Raw genomic sequence first — 18,288 nt, forward strand, 5'->3', positions numbered from 1 at the left:
AAGTAAAATAAAAACTCCTGCAACCATCAAGATTACAGGAGTCTATATATAAACAATTATTTTATTGTTTAGTTGATTACTTCTTCATAGCTTCCTCGATAGCAACCGCTACGGCAACCGTAGCACCTACCATCGGGTTGTTACCCATACCTAGGAATCCCATCATTTCTACGTGAGCAGGTACGGAAGAAGAACCAGCGAACTGAGCGTCACCGTGCATACGGCCCATTGTGTCCGTCATACCATAAGAAGCAGGACCAGCGGCCATGTTGTCCGGGTGCAAAGTACGGCCCGTACCACCACCAGAAGCAACAGAGAAATACGGGTGACCGTTCTCCATACATTCTTTCTTATAAGTACCGGCTACCGGGTGTTGGAAACGAGTCGGGTTCGTAGAGTTACCCGTGATAGATACGTCAACACCTTCCTTACGCATGATAGCCACACCCTCGCGAACGTCGTCAGCGCCGTAGCACTTAACTTTCGCACGAAGACCGTTAGAGTAAGCTTTCTCCTCGATAACGTTCACCTCACCTGTCATGTAGTCGAACTGAGTCTGTACATACGTGAAACCGTTGATACGAGAGATAATCTTAGCGGCATCCTTACCTAAACCGTTCAAGATAACACGCAAAGGCTCTTTACGAACCTTGTTTGCCATCTCGGCGATCTTGATAGCACCCTCAGCTGCGGCGAAAGACTCGTGTCCAGCCAAGAAAGCGAAACACTTAGTCTCCTCGCGAAGCAAACGAGCGGCCAAGTTACCGTGGCCGATACCCACCTTACGGTCGTCAGCAACAGAACCAGCGATACAGAATGCCTGCAAACCGATACCGATAGCCTCGGCAGCCTCGGCAGCGTTCGTACAACCTTTCTTGATAGCGATAGCGGCACCTACTACGTAAGCCCAGCAAGCGTTCTCGAAACAAATCGGTTGAGTTTCCTTACACATTGTATAAGGGTCGATACCCTTAGCATCGCAGATAGCCTTTGCGTCTTCGATACCGTTGATACCATATTCGTTTAATACCGCGTTGATATGATCAATACGACGGTCATAACTTTCAAATAAAGCCATATTATTTTTTTACTTTTTAAAATTCTTATTTACTAGGAATAAAGATATCAGAAAGTTGAAAACCAATACACCGCCACAACAAGCCACGTAAAACGCCAACCACGGTTTCTCCGGCTTCATCACGAAATACGTGATAAGCGTAGCCACAGCCGTGATAACGCTCAGCCCGATGAGGACACGTGTAAATGTTTTCTTATTCATTACGAGGATCGATATATTTTACAGCTTCTTTGAAACGACCGTAAGAGCCTTTCGCCTTTTCCAGTGCCTCGTTAGCGTCCATACCCTTCTTAACCATATCCATGAATTTACCCAAGTGGATGAATTCATAACCGATTACTTCGTCATCAGCGTCTAATGCCATGCGTGTGCAATATCCCTCGGCCATCTCCAAGTAGCGGGGACCTTTAGCCAATGTACCGAACATCGTACCCACTTGGCTACGCAAACCTTTACCAAGGTCTTCCAAGCCAGCGCCTACAGGCAGACCTCCCTCAGAGAAAGCGGACTGTGTACGACCGTAAACGATCTGCAAGAACAACTCGCGCATAGCGGTGTTGATAGCGTCACAAACAAGGTCTGTGTTCAATGCTTCCAAAAGGGTTTTACCCGGAAGGATCTCAGAAGCCATAGCCGCTGAGTGAGTCATACCGGAACAACCGATTGTCTCTACAAGAGCCTCTTGGATGATTCCTTCTTTAACGTTTAATGTCAGCTTACATCCACCTTGTTTCGGCGCGCACCAACCGATACCGTGAGTCAAACCAGAGATATCAGTGATCTGAGTTGCTCTAACCCACTTTCCTTCTTCAGGAATCGGAGCGCACTGGTGGTTAGCTCCCTTCTTTACAACACACATGTGTTGAACTTCATGTGAATAAATCATAATCGCTAATTTATTATATTAAAGTGTAATAAAACCTTATGCTAATTTTATAGTAATATCGCTTTCTCTAAAGATCGCACAAAGATAAATTTTTTAATCCAGCCATGCAAGAGGCGGGAAAGGTTTAAGGCTCGATGATATTAAAATAAGCGTCCGGAGCCTCAAAAGTGGAGAATAGCTCTTTTAGGCTTTCAAGTTTCCCGGTTACCGATAACTTATGGTTTTGCAGATTTGCCGCTATACTCTCCGGCTGCATGAGGCTTGCGTAGATGACTTGTTTGTCTCCTTCCAAAGTTACGGTAGGGGCCGGATGGAGCCGGCCGATGCGGTTCGATAAAGCGCCGTTCTTTAAGATCAAGGTGGCCTGTTCGTTTGTGTCGGTTAAGATAATATTTATTATTAAGTCTTTATCGGCCGCTTTTTCTCCATTTATTTGGATAGCGAGCAAATCGAATAGCATTTCGGGACTTAGGTTCTGGGACATACGTGCCCGGTTTGAGTTGGCCTTACCTTTACCAGCGATGCCTTCGGTCAGTTCCATAGCTCCGGTCAGGTAGAAATTACGCCACGGACCGCTTTCCGCTTGGTAGCCCAATTGAGCGTACGTGTCCGCAAGTAATTGGCGGGCGGGTTTATGCTTTGGATTAGCGAAAACGAGATGGTTCAGCAAAGTAGCCGTCCAACGGTATTCTCCTTGATTGTATGCCTCTCGTGCCTTTTTCATTATCTCGTCCTCTCCTCCGATAGCCTCTACGTATTTTTTACCTTCTTCTACCGGCGGGAGTGGGTTCAGATGGGCGGGGATGCCGTCGAACCAGCCGAAATACATTTGATATTGGGCTTTTACATTATGGCTAACGGTTCCATAATATCCCCGGTTGGCGAACTCGTTGGCGATAGAGCTTGGTAATTTAATCATCTCTGCTATTTCTCGAGGTGTATATCCTTGATTGGCGAGGTGAAGTGTCTGGTCGTGTAAGTAGCGATATAGATCCCGCTGCTTTTCCCAGTAAGCGACGATGTTCTTATTGCCCCAAGTCGGCCAATGGTGGGTAGAGAAGGATACCTCTACCTGATCGCCGCACTCCGTGATCGCCCGGTCGATATATTTGCTCCATAATTGGCCGTTCCGGACCTTCGCCCCTCGTAAGGTCAGCAGGTTGTGCAGGGTACGGTTGATTTCCTCGGCTACGCAGAAAGCTTTCATCCCAGGGAAGTACATCATGATTTCCGAGGGAGCCTCGGCGCCGGGTACGGACATGAATACGATCTCGACACCATCAATTCGTAAAGTCTCGCCCTCCTCGGATATCTCACGGGTAGGAGGGACCAAGCCCGTAGTTCCTGCCGCGGTAGTTTGTCCTAAACCAGTACCTATATTTCCTTTCTCATTTTTAGGTAGACTGCGGCCATACATATAGGTCGCTCTTCGCCCCATGGCTACACCCGCCATCAGGTTCTCGCTGACGGCATCTTCAAAGAAACCCTTGGGGCCAATGATCTCGATCGTTTCGGGCTTATTGGGGGCGTTCTCCAATATAGCGTCTATTCCCGCGAAATGGTCCACATGAGGATGCGTATAGATAACCGCCTTGACCGGAAGATCTTCTACATGTTTCTTCAGAAGATTATAACCTGCTAGGGCCGTCTCTTTCGAGAGCAATACATCTATGACGATCCAACCGTTATCACTACGGATAAACGTCATATTTGCGAGGTCGAATCCTCGTATCTGGTATATTTTACCGGGTAATACCTCAAATAAGCCGTGTATGCGGTTGAGTTGCCCTTGTCGCCAAAGACTAGGGTTGGCGGATGCCGGAGTCTCTTGACGCAGGAAATCCCAGACAGTTAATCCATACACCTCTTTTCCTGTCTCGTCGGTAATGGAAGGTTCGTCTATCGTGGCGATAAAGCCACGGGTAGCGTCTTCAAAATCTTGTTTGTTATCAAACGGGAGTGATTTCACCACTTGTTCGTTAGCCTCTTTCGTAAACATTGAAGGTTCCGTGTTTTGCGCATATACGAACAAGTGACTGGTAGAGATAAATAAAAGTAAGAACTGTTTTCTAATCTTCATGTTTTTGTGGTTTAAGCGGTTCGCCGTTCAGTAAGATATCGTAGGTAATCGGGCCTATCTTTTTCATCATAAGTCCTACGCCACAGTATTTTTCCTGTGAAAGGCGAATCGCTTTCTCTATTTTGGCGGCGTCCCCGATGTTCCCGTCGATATGGTATGTAGCGTGGAATGCGGTATATACCATCGGGATCGTATCCGAAGTCTCTGCGGTTACGTCGATAGAGATTTTGTCGAAACGTACTCTCATTTTAAGGAAAAGGGAGATTACGTCCATTGCGCTGCATCCGGCCAAGGCGACCAGCATTAAAGCCTTAGGACGGGGGCCTTCATTATTACCCCCGTTCTCGGCTGTTGTGTCGATCGTAACCTTATGGCCGTCCAGCAAGGTCTCGAAAGTCGAGTCCTTCGTCCAGTTTAACGTGATTTGGGCGGACATATCGTGTTATTGTTATTATTATTTCAATATTTCTTGAAGTTTAGCGTCGATCTCCTCGCCATGTAGGTTCTTGGCGATGATCGTTCCGTCCTTATCCACCAATACGGTGTGAGGGATGCTGTTTACCCCGTATAGTTGAGCACCGGAGTTTTTCCAGCCTTGCAAGTCGGAGAGTTGGGGCCATGTGATATTCAGGTCCTTTACGCCTTTCGCCCATGCGTCAGCCTTGCTATCCAAGGAGATACCGACGATCTCGAAACCTTTGTTCTTGTATTTCTTGTAAGCGGCTACCAAATTTGGCATATCCCGGCGGCAAGGAGGACACCAGCTTGCCCAAAAGTCGATCAACACGATGTTCTTGCCATTGCCTACGAACTCGGATAGCTTGTGCGTCTTACCGTTCGGGTCGGCCATCTCGAAGTCCACGAACTTCTTGCCTACGGCTACGGTTTTCAGTACATCTAGGTGAGCCATGAGCTTATCGATGTTTGGAACGGCCTTGAAAGCGGAGTCCGCCTTGGCGATAATCTCGTTCTGGGCCGCCTCGTCCAAGCTATAACGGAAATCGTATAATAACTTGGCGGCGGATTGCTTGGTCGTATTATTCAATATGTAAGTCTTGACGGCATCGGTTACCTTTTGGTCGATCTCGTCATATTTCTTCTCGGCGGCGCTTACGACTTCCTTGTCCTCTGATTTCATGTCGGCGGAAAGTTTCTCCAGATCCGCACGCAAAGTCTTCATTTGTGCTTGCAGGGCTTTCAATCCGTCATTCTCCGGTGTTCCAGAAACGGCGGAAGCTGCCTCATCAAGAATAGCCTGTAATTTACCGTTCTCCAATACGAATACGCTTGTGAAAGGGGCGTTCTCGCCGGAAGCGGCACGTTTGGGTTCCACGACATCCTCGGCGAAGGCAAGCTTGCGTAAGGCGGGGGCGTTCTGTGTTCCCTTGAACGTGAACGTACCGTTTTGCACCAATGCGCTATCCATTGGGGCGGCATCTTGTACGCCATATTCATACAGGTAAACGTATTTTCCGTTTAGATCGGTGTTCGCTACTGTACCGGAGATCTCATAACCCGGTTTTTCACTACAAGCAACCAAGAGTAAAGCCGCTGCGGCAAGAGTAAGATACTTTTTCATTTTGTATTTGTGTTATGTAAGTAATGTATTAAAATATGGAATATTGACTTCGCAAATATACGAAGTCTTTTGTGAAAACCGGACGCAAACCGATGAATAGTTTGCGCCCGGTATGGATATATAGAGAGTGTATTAAAGAGGGCGTATTTTATGGGGCATATTTTGCGAACTGGAAATAACATTTTCCTGAATGCAAGTAGGGTAGCATTTTATTCTCCGAGCTATATGTGCCACCCAGAACCCAGACCGGTTGCCGGTTTGGATCATGATCTCCCGTGAAGTCGAATCCTTGGTAAATATTTTTATCTTCTCTGATTGGTAGAGGGATAGACGTTGCCCCAAAGTCTTTGCCTGTACCGGGCGAGATATAGATATGTGTCAGGTTATTCTTGTTGCCGTATCCGACACCTGCGTTTCCAAAGCGGACATAGCCCCCGTTTACGGCCCGGTAACATCTCCCGTGGCTTCCGAGGTTTCCTACGATCCCTCCCCGATAGTCGGTACCAAGCGTGCTGGTCGCTTTTTGCTGTCCGTTGATTTCTCCCATATTGTAGCAATCCAGTACGTAACTGTCGTCGTTATCGTTAGCCTTTTCTATGCTACCCACGATACCTCCAATGCCATGGCTGTCTTCTTTATCTTTCGGATAGTCTATATTTGCCCGGTTACAGCAGTAACGGACATGTGCTCCCCCTTGCTTCACATACCCCAAGATACCTCCTGCTCCATAATACTTGGCATTCCTGTTTATGGTGATATTTCCGTGGTTAACGGATTTATAAATTGTAATGGCATCCTCGGCGGCACCGGCTATACCGCCCACTCCGCATTCTTTATCTCCTGCGATACCTTGGATTGAGCCGAAATTAGCCGCGTCATAAACCTCTATGTCTTTTCCTGAAGTTTTCCCTATGATACCGCCTACGTTATTTGTGGCTGATATCTTACCTAAATTCACGACTTTATTGATCTTTACGCTAGTTCCTGCTACCATACTCCCGAAAATGCCTCCGATATAATTGGATCCTGAGGAGATATTACTGTAATTTACTAGATTGGAAAACTCACAGTGGGATGAGCACGATGCTTGTCCGATAATTCCTCCTACCATAATGGCGCTATTATTCCCATTATTAAATGTTTCTGTTTTCACGCCACAATCTGATATTTGAGTATCGCTCGCATATCCGATGATTCCTCCGACAGTACTTCTGCCGTAAATGGAAAGTTGCGTGAAGAGTCTTCTGAGGGTAGATTTATCGGCATATCCGACAATTCCTCCAATAGAAGCGGCATTTTCTCGATAGGGTTTTTCCGAATTTATGTTACCCGGGAAAATAGGTCGTGGAATCTTGCTCACGATTACGTTCGTGGTACTGAATTCGGGGGTATAGGTTCCTGTCAACGTCCCATTATATAATTTTCCGATGATTCCTCCTACGTTATTTCCTCCTTTTATTTTGATGTTGGGATTAATCACCAATATTTCCGGATCCAAAAGAATTTCTTTCCCCGGTTCTTGGTAAGATAAGGCTCCGGCTAAAGTGCCACAAATCCCTGAAGAAGCTTCAAGGGATTCATTATCCATATACAATCGTGAGGCCGGGGTAAATTGTATTTGGGTATCATCTAAAGAACCGAAAATACCTCCTATAACAGACTGCCCGGTTATCGAGGCATGAAACAAGGATTCCCCTTTAAGCTCTATCGTAAATGCGTTAGCGTGTGTTTTGTGGGAATATCCGATCATTCCACCCACATAACTACCCCCTTGGATTTGAGACCGATTTGCCGGATTGGACAACTGGAAGTTCTCGATGGCGATGAGGATATTGGTAGGGGTTTCCGACCGGATCTGACCGATCAATCCGCCGACATAGGAGCTACCTTTGATCGGCATGTCGATGGTTATGTCTTTGAAATTGGATGCCGCCTGTAAGAATGCCTCACCGATCAATCCGCCTACGTTCTGGTTTCCGGATATCGGGAAATCGTTTAAGGTGGTATGTTGCAGCTTAATTTTTCTGGCATCGATTTGACCATATAATTTCCCGATCAGACCGGCCACATGATTATTCCCTCTCAAGTTTTTGAAAATCCCGTCGCTACTGATATCCTCCACTTGAATGGAAGCGTTCTCGGCCCAGCCGATCAACGCTCCGATATAAGAGCTGCCGGATTCCGAGAATGAGACGCCCAATCGCACATTCCGGATACTGATTTGTGCCAACGACTGGGCGTTGCCCTCGATATAGCCTATTAAACCGCCAACCTTATCCTTCGTGGACTTGATATTCCCGTTTAAGGTTATATTCTCGATTCGTATATTTCCGTTAGCTACTCCCGCAAGCAATCCGCAACAATTCCCCGGATACTCTATATCCGCTCCTTCTATATCAAGATTCCGGATCACTGCCCCGTCGTGTAAAATGGAGAAAAGCCCGATTGCGTCGCTTTGCTCTCCGCCGTTCGTCCCGAGATAGGTTAGGTTTAGTATCTTATGGGAATCGCCGTCGTAGTTTCCCGCGAACGGGGCGCTTTTATAAGCGTTGCCTTGATACAGGCAATTGGGGATAGGAGCTTTGATGTCGGCTATTTGCTTGAAGAATTGCCCGTATCCGTAATTACGGTCGTACGTGGCTAATTGAGACACGAGATAGGCGAAATCGTTGGTGGAAGTAATCAGATAAGGATTTTCTTCCGTACCTTCGCCATTCAGCATCTCGTAAATATATTTAGTATCACGTACCATACTGACCATCTTGTCACGGAATGTCAGATGATAGCTTAGTGGATAGACGCTGCCTTCTTCATCGAATTTTAACCAAAGTATATAGTCTCCATCTTCTAATACCAGATTATTGGGGATAAACATTTCACAGGAAAGAATCCCCGCGTTTTTCCGGATCTTACCTTCCATGAGCTGTATGGAGTTATCGCTCAGCGATCTCAACTGGAAAAAGATCTGTTCTCTCGTATCTTGTATGGGAGTTTTGCCTTCCGGCAAGGAGAACGTGCTTATTAGATGAGATTCTGTCTCTTGCAAGGTCGATCCGCAGTCGTTTCGTATGATGTCATCGTCTGCGCATCCGCCGAGCAAGATGATAAGCATGCATGCGCATATATTCCATATTGTTTTAGTGTATGTTTTCATGTTTGTTCGTTTATTTATAAATTAGGTTTATCAAATTGCATCTCGGATTTCTTAGGGATCGGAAAGCTGCCTGTTTCGTTGGATGGTATTTCCCATTTTACATCAAAGTCCCATCCAGTAAAGGTCTTTTCCGACTTTAAGTCTTGTAAGCTGAATATGTTCATAATCACAGGATTCGGTTGCTCTACAGTGCCCAGCATGCAGTAATTCCCAAAATAAGAGACGGATGCGGGAGGTGCGAAAAGATACCAATTCTCCCCGACATTCAAGTTCCTGCCTACCCTTACGTTTGGATTGACAACTCCAATTAGGGCATTGGCTCTTTTATTTGAGCGTCCCATATTTATACAATCGGAGATAAGGCAGCTTTGCTGAAGTTGGCCTACCAAGCCTCCGCTGCTATATTGGCCAATCTCTCCGGCGTTCAAGCATTGTGTGATAACGACGGAGTTTTCCACGAAATCATCAAGAGTGGCCGAAACCGAATTGCCGAAACTGACTAACGCTAGCGCACCTCCCATCAAGGCTACAGCGGGAACACCTTCGGGGAAAGTGATAACTGTAACAAAAAGCAAGGCTGAATTGACCGCGCAACAAACACCACTGACAACCGTATGTAGAACTTCTTCGTTTTTTTTGCTTTTAAGGATCTGTTTGGAGAGCAACCCTCTCTTATAATTCATCGCGTCACTATAAATCTGGTGGTTTGCCCCACTTTCAAACCATTCTGTTAATGCCTTTCGATTAGACATGAACCTATTTGTCATATCTTTGCTCCTCAGTTTGATGCTTGCGAACGATAGGTTATCTATTTTATTGGCCAGTTTCGTGTCCATGTCTGATTCCAACATGGCGATATCATGGGTAATGACACCTTTCAGCCTCTCTGTTTCTATAATCTCCGGATGACCGTGTGAAATAAGCCCGAATACGCTAAAACCTTCTGATAAAATATCGATATCATTTAAGACGAGGCTAAGTACTGTAAGGGCGCAGTTAACAAGGATTTCTCCGCTTTCTCCCACGATTTTAGCGAAAGGGACAAATCCGACAAGAGTAGACGCCAGCTCGAATGTGGCAAACCCCAAGGATACGCCATCCATGATCGTCCATTTCTTTGCGTCGCCTACCTCGCCGATCATACCACCGAGGTATGAGGAGCCTGATATCGGCGCGAAATTGGAACAATAGTTCATGGCAAGCGTATTCCCTGCCCTTCCTATCATACCACCGGCATATTCATGGTAGGAGGCTACTTCCCCTAGATTCGTGTTAATACCCAACGAGCCGGCAAGGATGGAACCGGCTATTCCTCCGCTATAAGAGGAGGCGATTACTTTATTGAAATTCGCCGTGTTGGTGATGGAGGCCAAGGGAGCGAATCCTAAAATTCCACCAGCGAAGGATGAATTAGCCTCGATCATACCTTCATTATACGATTTATAAGCGCCAAGTTGCGCCTCACCGCATAATCCTCCTATATAACTGTCGCCGTTTATATTCCCCGAGTTCGAGCAAAAACCGATAAACGTGTTATTATAATAAGTTCTCGGCTGGGTAGTTACCAGTGTGCTTCCGATAATTCCCCCTACGCCCCTGCTTCCTTGCACCGTCCCGCTGTTTCGGCTGGAAATGATGGTGCTCAATCCGCTTCCTCCGGCGATCCCGCCCGTTCCTACATTATATATAGAATTGGCAGGAAGGTTTCCGGGAGGAGCGGTTGTGGATGCGGCACCTTTGATAGTGCCATTATTGCTACATGAATATACATAGAGCGTATCGGCGTACCCAACGATTCCTCCGGCACAATTGTAAGATGCGGTTACCTTGGTATTCCGGTTGTGGGAGTTCGTGATTTGTGTCATTGAGTACACTGTTCCTCCGCCAAGGATTCCTCCTACGGCAATCGCCCCGTTTATAGTGCAATCCTCTACCGAGCAGGAATCTATCCAGAGATTTACGTTCGGGTCTACCATGCCGGCGATCCCGCCTATGGCCATGCCGTCCGTGACTACGCCATCGCTACGGCTTTCGATGGTGGATTTTTTTACTACGCACCCTTTTATAAATGTCTTATTGATGCTTCCCCCCTTGGTGGTAACGGCTCCTACGATAGCCGATAGCGCTCCATAGCCGGTTATGGTGGCTTTCTCGATGGTGAGATTCGAGATGATGGCTTGATTTACGAAGCCGAACAAACTAGCGCCCACGGCGTTTTTATCTAACATTTTCAAATCCCGGATCGTATAGCCGTTGCCGTCATAATAGCCCGTGAAAGGATAACTGGCTGATAATCCGATCTGGTACCAGTTGCCCTCCCAGCCGCATTGGTCATTATAGTTGGCCATGCTAATGTCATTTTGTTGTTCGAAGCAGGTGGAGGAATTAACAAGGTTACCATTGTTGTGGAAGTTGAGGATCGCTTCTTGTATCTTCGCCAAATCATCGGCAGAGGTTATCCGGTACGGATCTTCCGGCGTACCGTTCCCATACAGGCCGATTCGCTCGTCACGGTTGGTTTCGGTGGAGATCCCATTCTCACTGACGGTAATGTAGCACCCCATGCCGAACTCCCCATTCCGCCCGTCAATGTCCGGGCAATCCGATTGGATGGTATATTCCATATATAGTAGCTGGTATTTACCCTCCTTCAGCCCTTTTTCCATAGTGAATAGGGAAGTCCCGGATAATCGCCGGTGCTTGGCTTTCCGTTGGATAATGTTCCCGTCGGGAGTCTTGATGTGGAAAGTCAGGTCTCCATACGTGAAATCTTCGGTTTCTTTCGTGAAACTGATCAGATCGTGTACTCCTTCATAGGTGTCCTCTGTGGAGGCCGGGATATCCGGAATGTTTTTGTCATCCGAACATCCCATCAGAATCAAAAGAAAGAAAAGGAGAAAAAAATAATTTGTCTTCATATATAGCTTGTTTTTAGGATTAACAGATATCGTTTCAATATGCGAATAGTAATCCTAAAAGCTGTCCGTGTGGCGCAAAACATTTGTCCGTGTGGCGCAAGTTTTTGAAATATAGTATTTTAATTTTCTTTTTCTTTCTCCGCAAGTTTTCGATATTCGTTAGGAGACAGGCCATAGCTCTGTCGGAAAAGGCGGTAAAATACCGAGCGGGAAGCGAACCCGGAGTCATAGCATATTTGATCGATCGAGAGGGCGGAGGGAGAGGAGAGCAGTTCGGCGGCATGCTTTAGACGAAAGTCATAAATATATTCGCGGACGGTCATATTCCCGCTGTAAGTACGTACGGCTTCCATCAAGTAGGTACGGTTGGTCCCCAAACGTTGTGCCAGATCATCCCGGTTCAAGGTGGGATCGGTGTATAGCTTTTCTTTTTCCAATAACTCGTTCAAGTTTATGAATAAACGTAATTCCCGGGAAAGATCGTTCTCGGGTATTTGCTTAATGGTTTCCACCGCCTTATTCTCCTGCCGGATCTGTTCCTGTATACGTCTGTAAAGCACTTGATTCTTTGCTTTTAGACATTGGGAATAAATGATATATCCCGCTAGCAAAAGGACAAGGAGCAAGCAACCGGTAAAGGCGGCGAACATCCAGTTCCTTGCGTATTGCCTCTCTTGGTTGAGCCGGTCTACCTCGTAAATAGTCCGTAGTTGATCCATCCGAGAGGCGATATCCAACCGGTTTACCGAGTCTTTCACCTGTATATACGTATGATAGAGCGATATACAGGACCGGGGATCTCCGGAATGAGCCAGAAGTTCCGCTTTCTTCAACAAATCGTCCATATAGAAAGATAGGTCACCCTCATGAGCAGCTAACAGGATATCCATATCCTTGATAGCCCCTTGGTAATCTCCTGTCATTTCCCGTAATTCTCGGCGAGCTTCGTAAAAATGCTCATAGGCGTTGGCCGGGATTTGGGGATGAATAAACCGGACTGCCTCATCCAACAATCGTCTCGCCTCTTTTATTTGCCCTTTCTTTAGGAAAGAGAAGGCTTGGAGAGAGCGGGAGGTGACAGGATAATGTCCGGTAGGATCCACTTTCCCATGCTCGTCCCTCCAGTTGACGAGGGCGGCATAGCTGTTGGCGTAACGGGATATGCGTTCCGTGTCGTTTACCTTCAGGGCGGTCATGAAGAGCCATTCGTAAAGAACGGCCGAGATGTAGAGTACTTGGTTCTCGCCATTCTCGTAAGTGGGGCATATAGCGATCCCTTTTTCCAGCGAGGTGAGGGCTTGGTCGTACAAGCCGAGTTTATAATACATGCTGCCTTGTACCTGCAAGGCCATCGTCATGCCTACCGGTTGTTTAACCTGTTGCGCCGTCTCGAACATGGCTGTGGCTTCCTCACGGGCCTCGTCGAACCGTCTTTGCTTGAACAATCCGGATATATAAGTATTATAGGTGGAGAAGTAGAAACTGTATTGCTTGGCATCCAATATAAAAGGAAGGCTTTCCTGCGCCTCGATGATAGCCGAATCCACGGAGTAGAAATTAAAGAGGCATTGTATACGATTCAATCTTGATTGACAGATAGCCGGAGTATCGCACTGGTCGATAGCGTCGTTGAGCGTAGCGTCCCAGTCGGCGATATCGTTGGTGGACATGGCTATACGCATCAGTAGATCATGCTTTTCCTTACCCACGCTCGCTGCGGCCCGTTGTCGCAATGAATCTGTCGGGGGATGTCCTTGCGCTTGTATCTCGTTATGAGACGAGATCAGGCAGATAAGCGATAATAGGAGTGCAAGAGGGCTTTTTCGCATCGAATTTTGTGATTAACTAACGTTAATAGAAGGTGTAAATATACGAAGTCTTTTGTGATAATTAGGTGCAAGTTGATGAATAGTTTACTCTATTGTGCCATTGAAGTAGCCTACAGAGTAAACGGATTAAAAAAATACAATAAAGCATTTGTTTGAAATGGTTTATAACTGGCTTATAATTAGATGGATATAAATTATGATGGAGATTTGAGTAAAACACGTACATGTTTTCGAAAAAACACGACCGTGTTTCTTGAAAATTACGTACGTGTTTTTGGAAAAACACGACCGTGTAAAAAATAGTCAAGTAAAATATACAGTAAGCTACCTGTTTTCTCGTGTTCACTTCATGGTGACACACCCTCTTCTTGTTGAAGGTTGATCGGTTATAATGATGAGGGCAAGTTTACCAGTGATTTCCCGGAAGTTTTTTTCGATGCTATTTTGAATGAACATATCCCCCTTCTCTTTTATTAATACGGATTTTTTTCCTTATATTCGCGTCACTTTTGAACACGTATCAAATAATTTCTAAATAAATCAATTAAGAAATGACAAAGAGTGCATTACAAATCGCAAGAGCAGCTTACCAACCGAAGGTACCCGCTGCGTTGAAAGGTGCAGTGAAAGCCGTTGACGGCGAGTATACTCAATCAGTAGCCGATCAGGAAGAAATCAAGAAATTGTTCCCGAACACTTACGGAATGCCGATCGTTACATTCGAGAAGAGTAACGAGGAGAAGGCTATGCCTGTCATGAACGTTGGTGTGATCCTTTCCGGTGGTCAGGCTCCCGGTGGTCACAACGTGATCGCTGGTTTGTTCGACGGTATCAAGGCTCACAACGCAGATTCTCGTCTGTATGGTTTCATCTTGGGCCCGGGCGGTTTGATCGATCATAAATATATGGAATTGACGGCTGATATTATCGACGAGTACCGTAACACGGGTGGCTTCGATATGATCGGTTCCGGTCGTACGAAATTAGAGACGAAAGAGCAATTCGATAAAGGTCTTCAGATCTTGAAAGAGCTTGATATCAAGGCTTTGGTTATTATCGGTGGTGACGATTCTAACACGAACGCTTGCGTATTGGCCGAGTATTACAAGGCTATCGGCGCCGGCGTACAGGTAATCGGTTGCCCGAAGACGATCGACGGTGACTTGAAGAACGCCCAGATCGAGACCTCTTTCGGTTTCGACACGGCTTGTAAGGTCTACTCCGAGGTAATCGGTAACATCCAACGTGACTGTAACTCCGCCCAGAAATACTGGCACTTCATCAAATTGATGGGTCGCTCCGCTTCTCATATCGCTTTGGAGTGCGCTTTGCAGACTCAACCGAACGTTTGTATCATCTCCGAGGAGGTTGAGGAGAAGAATATGTCTTTGGACGATATCGTTACTTACGTGGCTGGTATCGTGGCTAAGCGTGCCGCCGAGGGTAACAACTTCGGTACGGTATTGATCCCTGAGGGCTTGATCGAGTTCGTTCCGGCTATGAAGCGCTTGATTGCCGAGTTGAACGACTTCTTGGCTAAGCACGATGCTGAGTTCAAGATGATCAAGAAGAGCGAGCAACGTGCTTATATCATCAGCAAGTTGACGAAGGAGAACTCTGATCTGTACGCTTCTCTTCCGGAGGGCGTAGCTCGTCAGCTGTCTTTGGACCGTGACCCGCACGGAAACGTACAGGTTTCTTTGATCGAGACCGAGAAGTTATTGTCCGAGATGGTTGGCAAGAAATTGGCTGAGTGGAAAGCCGAGGGCAAGTACGTAGGCAAGTTCGCCGCACAACACCACTTCTTCGGTTACGAGGGTCGTTGCGCCGCTCCTTCTAACTACGACGCAGACTACTGCTACTCTTTGGGTTACACGGCATCTTGCTTGATCGCCGCCGGTAAGACGGGTTATATGTCTTCCGTACGTAACACGACCGCTCCCGCTGATCAATGGATCGCCGGTGGTATCCCTGTTACTATGATGATGAACATGGAGAAACGTCATGGCGAGATGAAGCCGGTTATCCAGAAGGCTTTGGTTAAGCTTGACGGCGCTCCTTTCAAGGCATTCGCCGCAAACCGTGACGAGTGGGCTTTGACTACTAGCTACGTATACCCGGGCCCGATCCAGTACTTCGGTCCGACGGAGGTTTGCGACCAGCCGACTAAGACTTTGCAGTTGGAGCAAGCTTAATACAGACTTATACATTATATAATATATAAGCTAGGGAGGATGTCATTTATTTGGCATCCTCTTTTTATTTACATACATTTGCCACGAGATCTTAAACCTAAAAATAAATCTTTATAACACATGGATTCCATGAACAAGAAAATCACCTATCTATTGCTCCTTTTGATGCTGATACCTGTCGGCTCGTTCGCCAAGGAGAAACGTACGTTCGAGATCAAGGACGGTCATTTTTATGTAAACGGGAAGGTAACCCCGATCCTCTCGGGTGAGATGCATTACCCTCGTATCCCCCACCAATATTGGCGGCATCGCCTTCGGATGATGCGAGCGATGGGCTTGAATACGGTCGCTACCTATGTCTTCTGGAACCTGCACGAGACGGAGCCGGGTAAATGGGATTTCGAGGGAGACAAGAATCTGGCCGAGTATATCCGGATAGCGGGAGAGGAGGGATTGATGGTGATCCTCCGTCCCGGCCCCTACGTATGCGCCGAGTGGGAGTTCGGCGGTTATCCGTGGTGGTTGCAGAATATACCGGGCATGGAGATCCGCCGGGATAACCCGGAGTTCTTGAAACGCACGAAGCTTTATATCGATAAGCTTTACGAGCAGGTCGGCGACTTGCAGGTATCGAAAGGCGGCCCTATCATCATGGTGCAGGCCGAGAACGAGTTCGGCTCTTACGTGGCGCAACGTAAGGATATCCCCTTGGAGGAGCATCGCCGCTACAACGCCAAGATCAAGCGGCAATTGGCGGACGCCGGTTTCAACGTGCCTCTGTTCACCTCGGACGGAAGCTGGTTGTTCGAGGGCGGTTCCACCCCGGGAGCGTTGCCTACGGCGAACGGGGAGAGTAACGTGGAGAACTTGAAAAAGGTGGTGAACGAGTATCACGGGGGAGTAGGCCCGTATATGGTAGCCGAGTTTTATCCCGGCTGGCTGATGCACTGGGCGGAACCATTCCCCGATATAAGCGATTCCGGCATAGCGAGGCAGACGGAGACGTACCTCCAAAACGATGTCTCTTTCAATTTCTATATGGTTCATGGCGGTACGAATTTCGGCTTCACCAGTGGCGCCAATTACGACAAGAAGCATGATATCCAGCCGGACTTGACCAGCTACGACTACGACGCCCCGATCAGCGAGGCGGGTTGGGTGACCCCGAAGTTCGACTCGATCCGCAACGTGATCCGGAAATACGTCACTTATGACGTCCCCGAGGCCCCAGCCCCTATACCGCTGATCGAGATCCCGTCGATCTCCTTGACGAAGGTAGCCGATGTGTTGGCCTTGGCGAAAGAAGGGGAACCGGTAGCGTCTCCGACACCTCTCACGTTCGAGCAATTGAACCAAGGATACGGCTACGTCTTGTACTCTACCCATTTCAACCAACCCCTGAAAGGCCGTTTGGAGATACCGGGCTTGCGTGATTACGCTACGATCTACGTGGATGGCGAGCGTGTCGGCGAGTTAAACCGTTGCTTCAACCAATATGCGATGGAAATCGATATCCCGTTCAACGCTACCTTGGACATCTTGGTGGAGAACATGGGGCGTATCAATTATGGCGAGGAGATCGTACGCAATACGAAGGGGATCATCAGCTCGGTCAAGATTAACGGCAGCGAGATATCGGACTGGAAGATGTACAAGCTCCCGATGGACCGGATGCCGGCTTTGGTCTCCGGCGAACCTTATGTCTATAAGAATGGCTCGCCCGAGGTAGCGGCGTTGGGGAATAAGCCGGTTCTCTACGAGGGAACCTTCCACCTGTCCGATACCGGCGATACGTTTATCGATATGGAGGATTGGGGAAAGGGCATTATTTTCATCAATGGCATCAATATCGGTCGCTATTGGTACGCCGGCCCTCAGCAAACGCTTTACATACCGGGCGTATGGCTGAACAAAGGAGAGAATAAAATCGTTATTTATGAGCAGCTGAATAATGACCGGAAGTCGAGCGTACGGACGGTCAAGACTCCTGTCTTGACAAAACTAAAGAAAATTGCAGCCATGGAGAAAAAGAATCGTTTGATGGAAAAAACAGTAAGCCCGTTTAGCGTGGATGAGACGATGCGGCGGATCGAGGAGATTATCAAGTCTCAAGGAGGTTCCGTGTTCGCCATGTTCGATCATGGGCGAAACGCTAGCGAGGTAGGGATGAAGCTGCCTCCGAATAAGGTGATCGTCTTCGGCTCACCGAAAGTCGGGACTTTATTGATGCAGCAAGATCCGTCTATCTCTTTGGAGCTGCCGCTACGTATCTCCGTTTGGGAAGATGCGGACGGCAAGGTTTGGGTCGGTTCCCCGAATCTGGAGACGATCGCCTCCGAATACGGGATGGAAAACAGCGGCGTCATCGAGAAGATGCAAGAGGCCGTAACGAATATCGTGAGTAAATCGATAGCTGGTAGCCGGTAAGGCTCATGGATCTAATGCGATAAGAGCTTAGGAGGATGTCGGTAAAACGGCGTCCTCTTTTCTTTTATATGGCCCAAGAGACTCATTTACCGTGCTGTAGATTGATAATAAGGTTTAAAAGTCTTCGGAAAAATTAGGAATA

The 18,288-nt window shown here is 47.3% G+C and carries 11 protein-coding genes; 2 read left to right on the forward strand and 9 right to left on the reverse strand.

The annotated features are described in order from the left end of the window. Positions 1 to 76 precede the first annotated feature (76 nt). The 9 genes from DW033_RS08215 to DW033_RS08255 all read right to left on the reverse strand — a co-directional run bounded on the left by DW033_RS08215 (position 77) and on the right by DW033_RS08255 (position 13,524). Positions 77 to 1,078 carry a GGGtGRT protein gene (locus tag DW033_RS08215; RefSeq protein WP_005855903.1) on the reverse strand — a complete coding sequence of 334 codons (1,002 nt, stop codon included), beginning with the start codon at positions 1,076 to 1,078 and terminating at the stop codon, positions 77 to 79. 9 nt (positions 1,079 to 1,087) lie between these two features. Further along, complete coding sequence (locus tag DW033_RS08220; RefSeq protein WP_005855905.1) at positions 1,088 to 1,279, reverse strand: hypothetical protein; 192 nt, start codon at positions 1,277 to 1,279, stop codon at positions 1,088 to 1,090. Beyond that, a complete protein-coding gene (locus tag DW033_RS08225) occupies positions 1,272 to 1,964 on the reverse strand; it encodes an iron-sulfur cluster assembly scaffold protein (RefSeq protein WP_005855907.1) in 693 nt (230 codons plus the stop codon). Before DW033_RS08225 ends, DW033_RS08220 begins: the two co-directional genes overlap by 8 nt. Before the next feature lie 124 nt (positions 1,965 to 2,088). Beyond that, positions 2,089 to 4,044 (reverse strand): alkyl/aryl-sulfatase, encoded by a 1,956-nt coding sequence (locus tag DW033_RS08230; protein ID WP_122382637.1) that lies wholly within the window; start codon positions 4,042 to 4,044, stop codon positions 2,089 to 2,091. Beyond that, positions 4,034 to 4,480: an OsmC family protein gene (locus DW033_RS08235; protein ID WP_005855911.1), complete on the reverse strand. Its 447-nt coding sequence runs from the start codon at positions 4,478 to 4,480 to the stop codon at positions 4,034 to 4,036. The genes DW033_RS08230 and DW033_RS08235 overlap by 11 nt, the downstream gene beginning before the upstream one ends. Before the next feature lie 18 nt (positions 4,481 to 4,498). Continuing rightward, positions 4,499 to 5,623, reverse strand: coding sequence for a TlpA disulfide reductase family protein (locus DW033_RS08240; RefSeq protein WP_122382638.1), 1,125 nt, complete (start codon positions 5,621 to 5,623; stop codon positions 4,499 to 4,501). A 148-nt stretch (positions 5,624 to 5,771) separates the two neighbouring features. Further along, positions 5,772 to 8,777 carry a hypothetical protein gene (locus tag DW033_RS08245; protein WP_005868041.1) on the reverse strand — a complete coding sequence of 1,002 codons (3,006 nt, stop codon included), beginning with the start codon at positions 8,775 to 8,777 and terminating at the stop codon, positions 5,772 to 5,774. 14 nt (positions 8,778 to 8,791) lie between these two features. Further along, positions 8,792 to 11,695, reverse strand: coding sequence for a hypothetical protein (locus tag DW033_RS08250; protein WP_005868043.1), 2,904 nt, complete (start codon positions 11,693 to 11,695; stop codon positions 8,792 to 8,794). Between the two features lie 119 nt (positions 11,696 to 11,814). Continuing rightward, positions 11,815 to 13,524, reverse strand: coding sequence for a helix-turn-helix domain-containing protein (locus tag DW033_RS08255; protein ID WP_122382639.1), 1,710 nt, complete (start codon positions 13,522 to 13,524; stop codon positions 11,815 to 11,817). 551 nt (positions 13,525 to 14,075) lie between these two features. Between DW033_RS08255 and DW033_RS08260 the strand changes: the two genes are divergently transcribed. Together DW033_RS08260 and DW033_RS08265 are read left to right on the forward strand one after the other, a co-directional pair. Next, a complete protein-coding gene (locus DW033_RS08260; protein WP_005855923.1) occupies positions 14,076 to 15,719 on the forward strand; it encodes a diphosphate--fructose-6-phosphate 1-phosphotransferase in 1,644 nt (547 codons plus the stop codon). Positions 15,720 to 15,839: 120 nt separating this feature from the next. Then, complete coding sequence (locus DW033_RS08265; RefSeq protein ID WP_122382640.1) at positions 15,840 to 18,146, forward strand: beta-galactosidase; 2,307 nt, start codon at positions 15,840 to 15,842, stop codon at positions 18,144 to 18,146. Positions 18,147 to 18,288: the final 142 nt, after the last annotated feature.

It is taken from the genome of Parabacteroides sp. AF39-10AC (assembly GCF_003635405.1).
Taxonomy (GTDB): domain Bacteria; phylum Bacteroidota; class Bacteroidia; order Bacteroidales; family Tannerellaceae; genus Parabacteroides; species Parabacteroides distasonis.

Excerpts from the sequence above, each read along its gene's own strand:
- DW033_RS08215 (WP_005855903.1), bottom strand. The coding sequence starts at position 1,078 with ATGGCTTTATTTGAAAGTTATGACCGTCGTATTGATCATATCAACGCG.
- DW033_RS08265 (WP_122382640.1), top strand. The coding sequence starts at position 15,840 with ATGGATTCCATGAACAAGAAAATCACCTATCTATTGCTCCTTTTGATG.
- DW033_RS08250 (WP_005868043.1), bottom strand. The coding sequence starts at position 11,695 with ATGAAGACAAATTATTTTTTTCTCCTTTTCTTTCTTTTGATTCTGATG.
- DW033_RS08235 (WP_005855911.1), bottom strand. The coding sequence starts at position 4,480 with ATGTCCGCCCAAATCACGTTAAACTGGACGAAGGACTCGACTTTCGAG.
- DW033_RS08225 (WP_005855907.1), bottom strand. The coding sequence starts at position 1,964 with ATGATTTATTCACATGAAGTTCAACACATGTGTGTTGTAAAGAAGGGA.
- DW033_RS08240 (WP_122382638.1), bottom strand. The coding sequence starts at position 5,623 with ATGAAAAAGTATCTTACTCTTGCCGCAGCGGCTTTACTCTTGGTTGCT.
- DW033_RS08260 (WP_005855923.1), top strand. The coding sequence starts at position 14,076 with ATGACAAAGAGTGCATTACAAATCGCAAGAGCAGCTTACCAACCGAAG.
- DW033_RS08255 (WP_122382639.1), bottom strand. The coding sequence starts at position 13,524 with ATGCGAAAAAGCCCTCTTGCACTCCTATTATCGCTTATCTGCCTGATC.
- DW033_RS08230 (WP_122382637.1), bottom strand. The coding sequence starts at position 4,044 with ATGAAGATTAGAAAACAGTTCTTACTTTTATTTATCTCTACCAGTCAC.
- DW033_RS08220 (WP_005855905.1), bottom strand. The coding sequence starts at position 1,279 with ATGAATAAGAAAACATTTACACGTGTCCTCATCGGGCTGAGCGTTATC.
- DW033_RS08245 (WP_005868041.1), bottom strand. The coding sequence starts at position 8,777 with ATGAAAACATACACTAAAACAATATGGAATATATGCGCATGCATGCTT.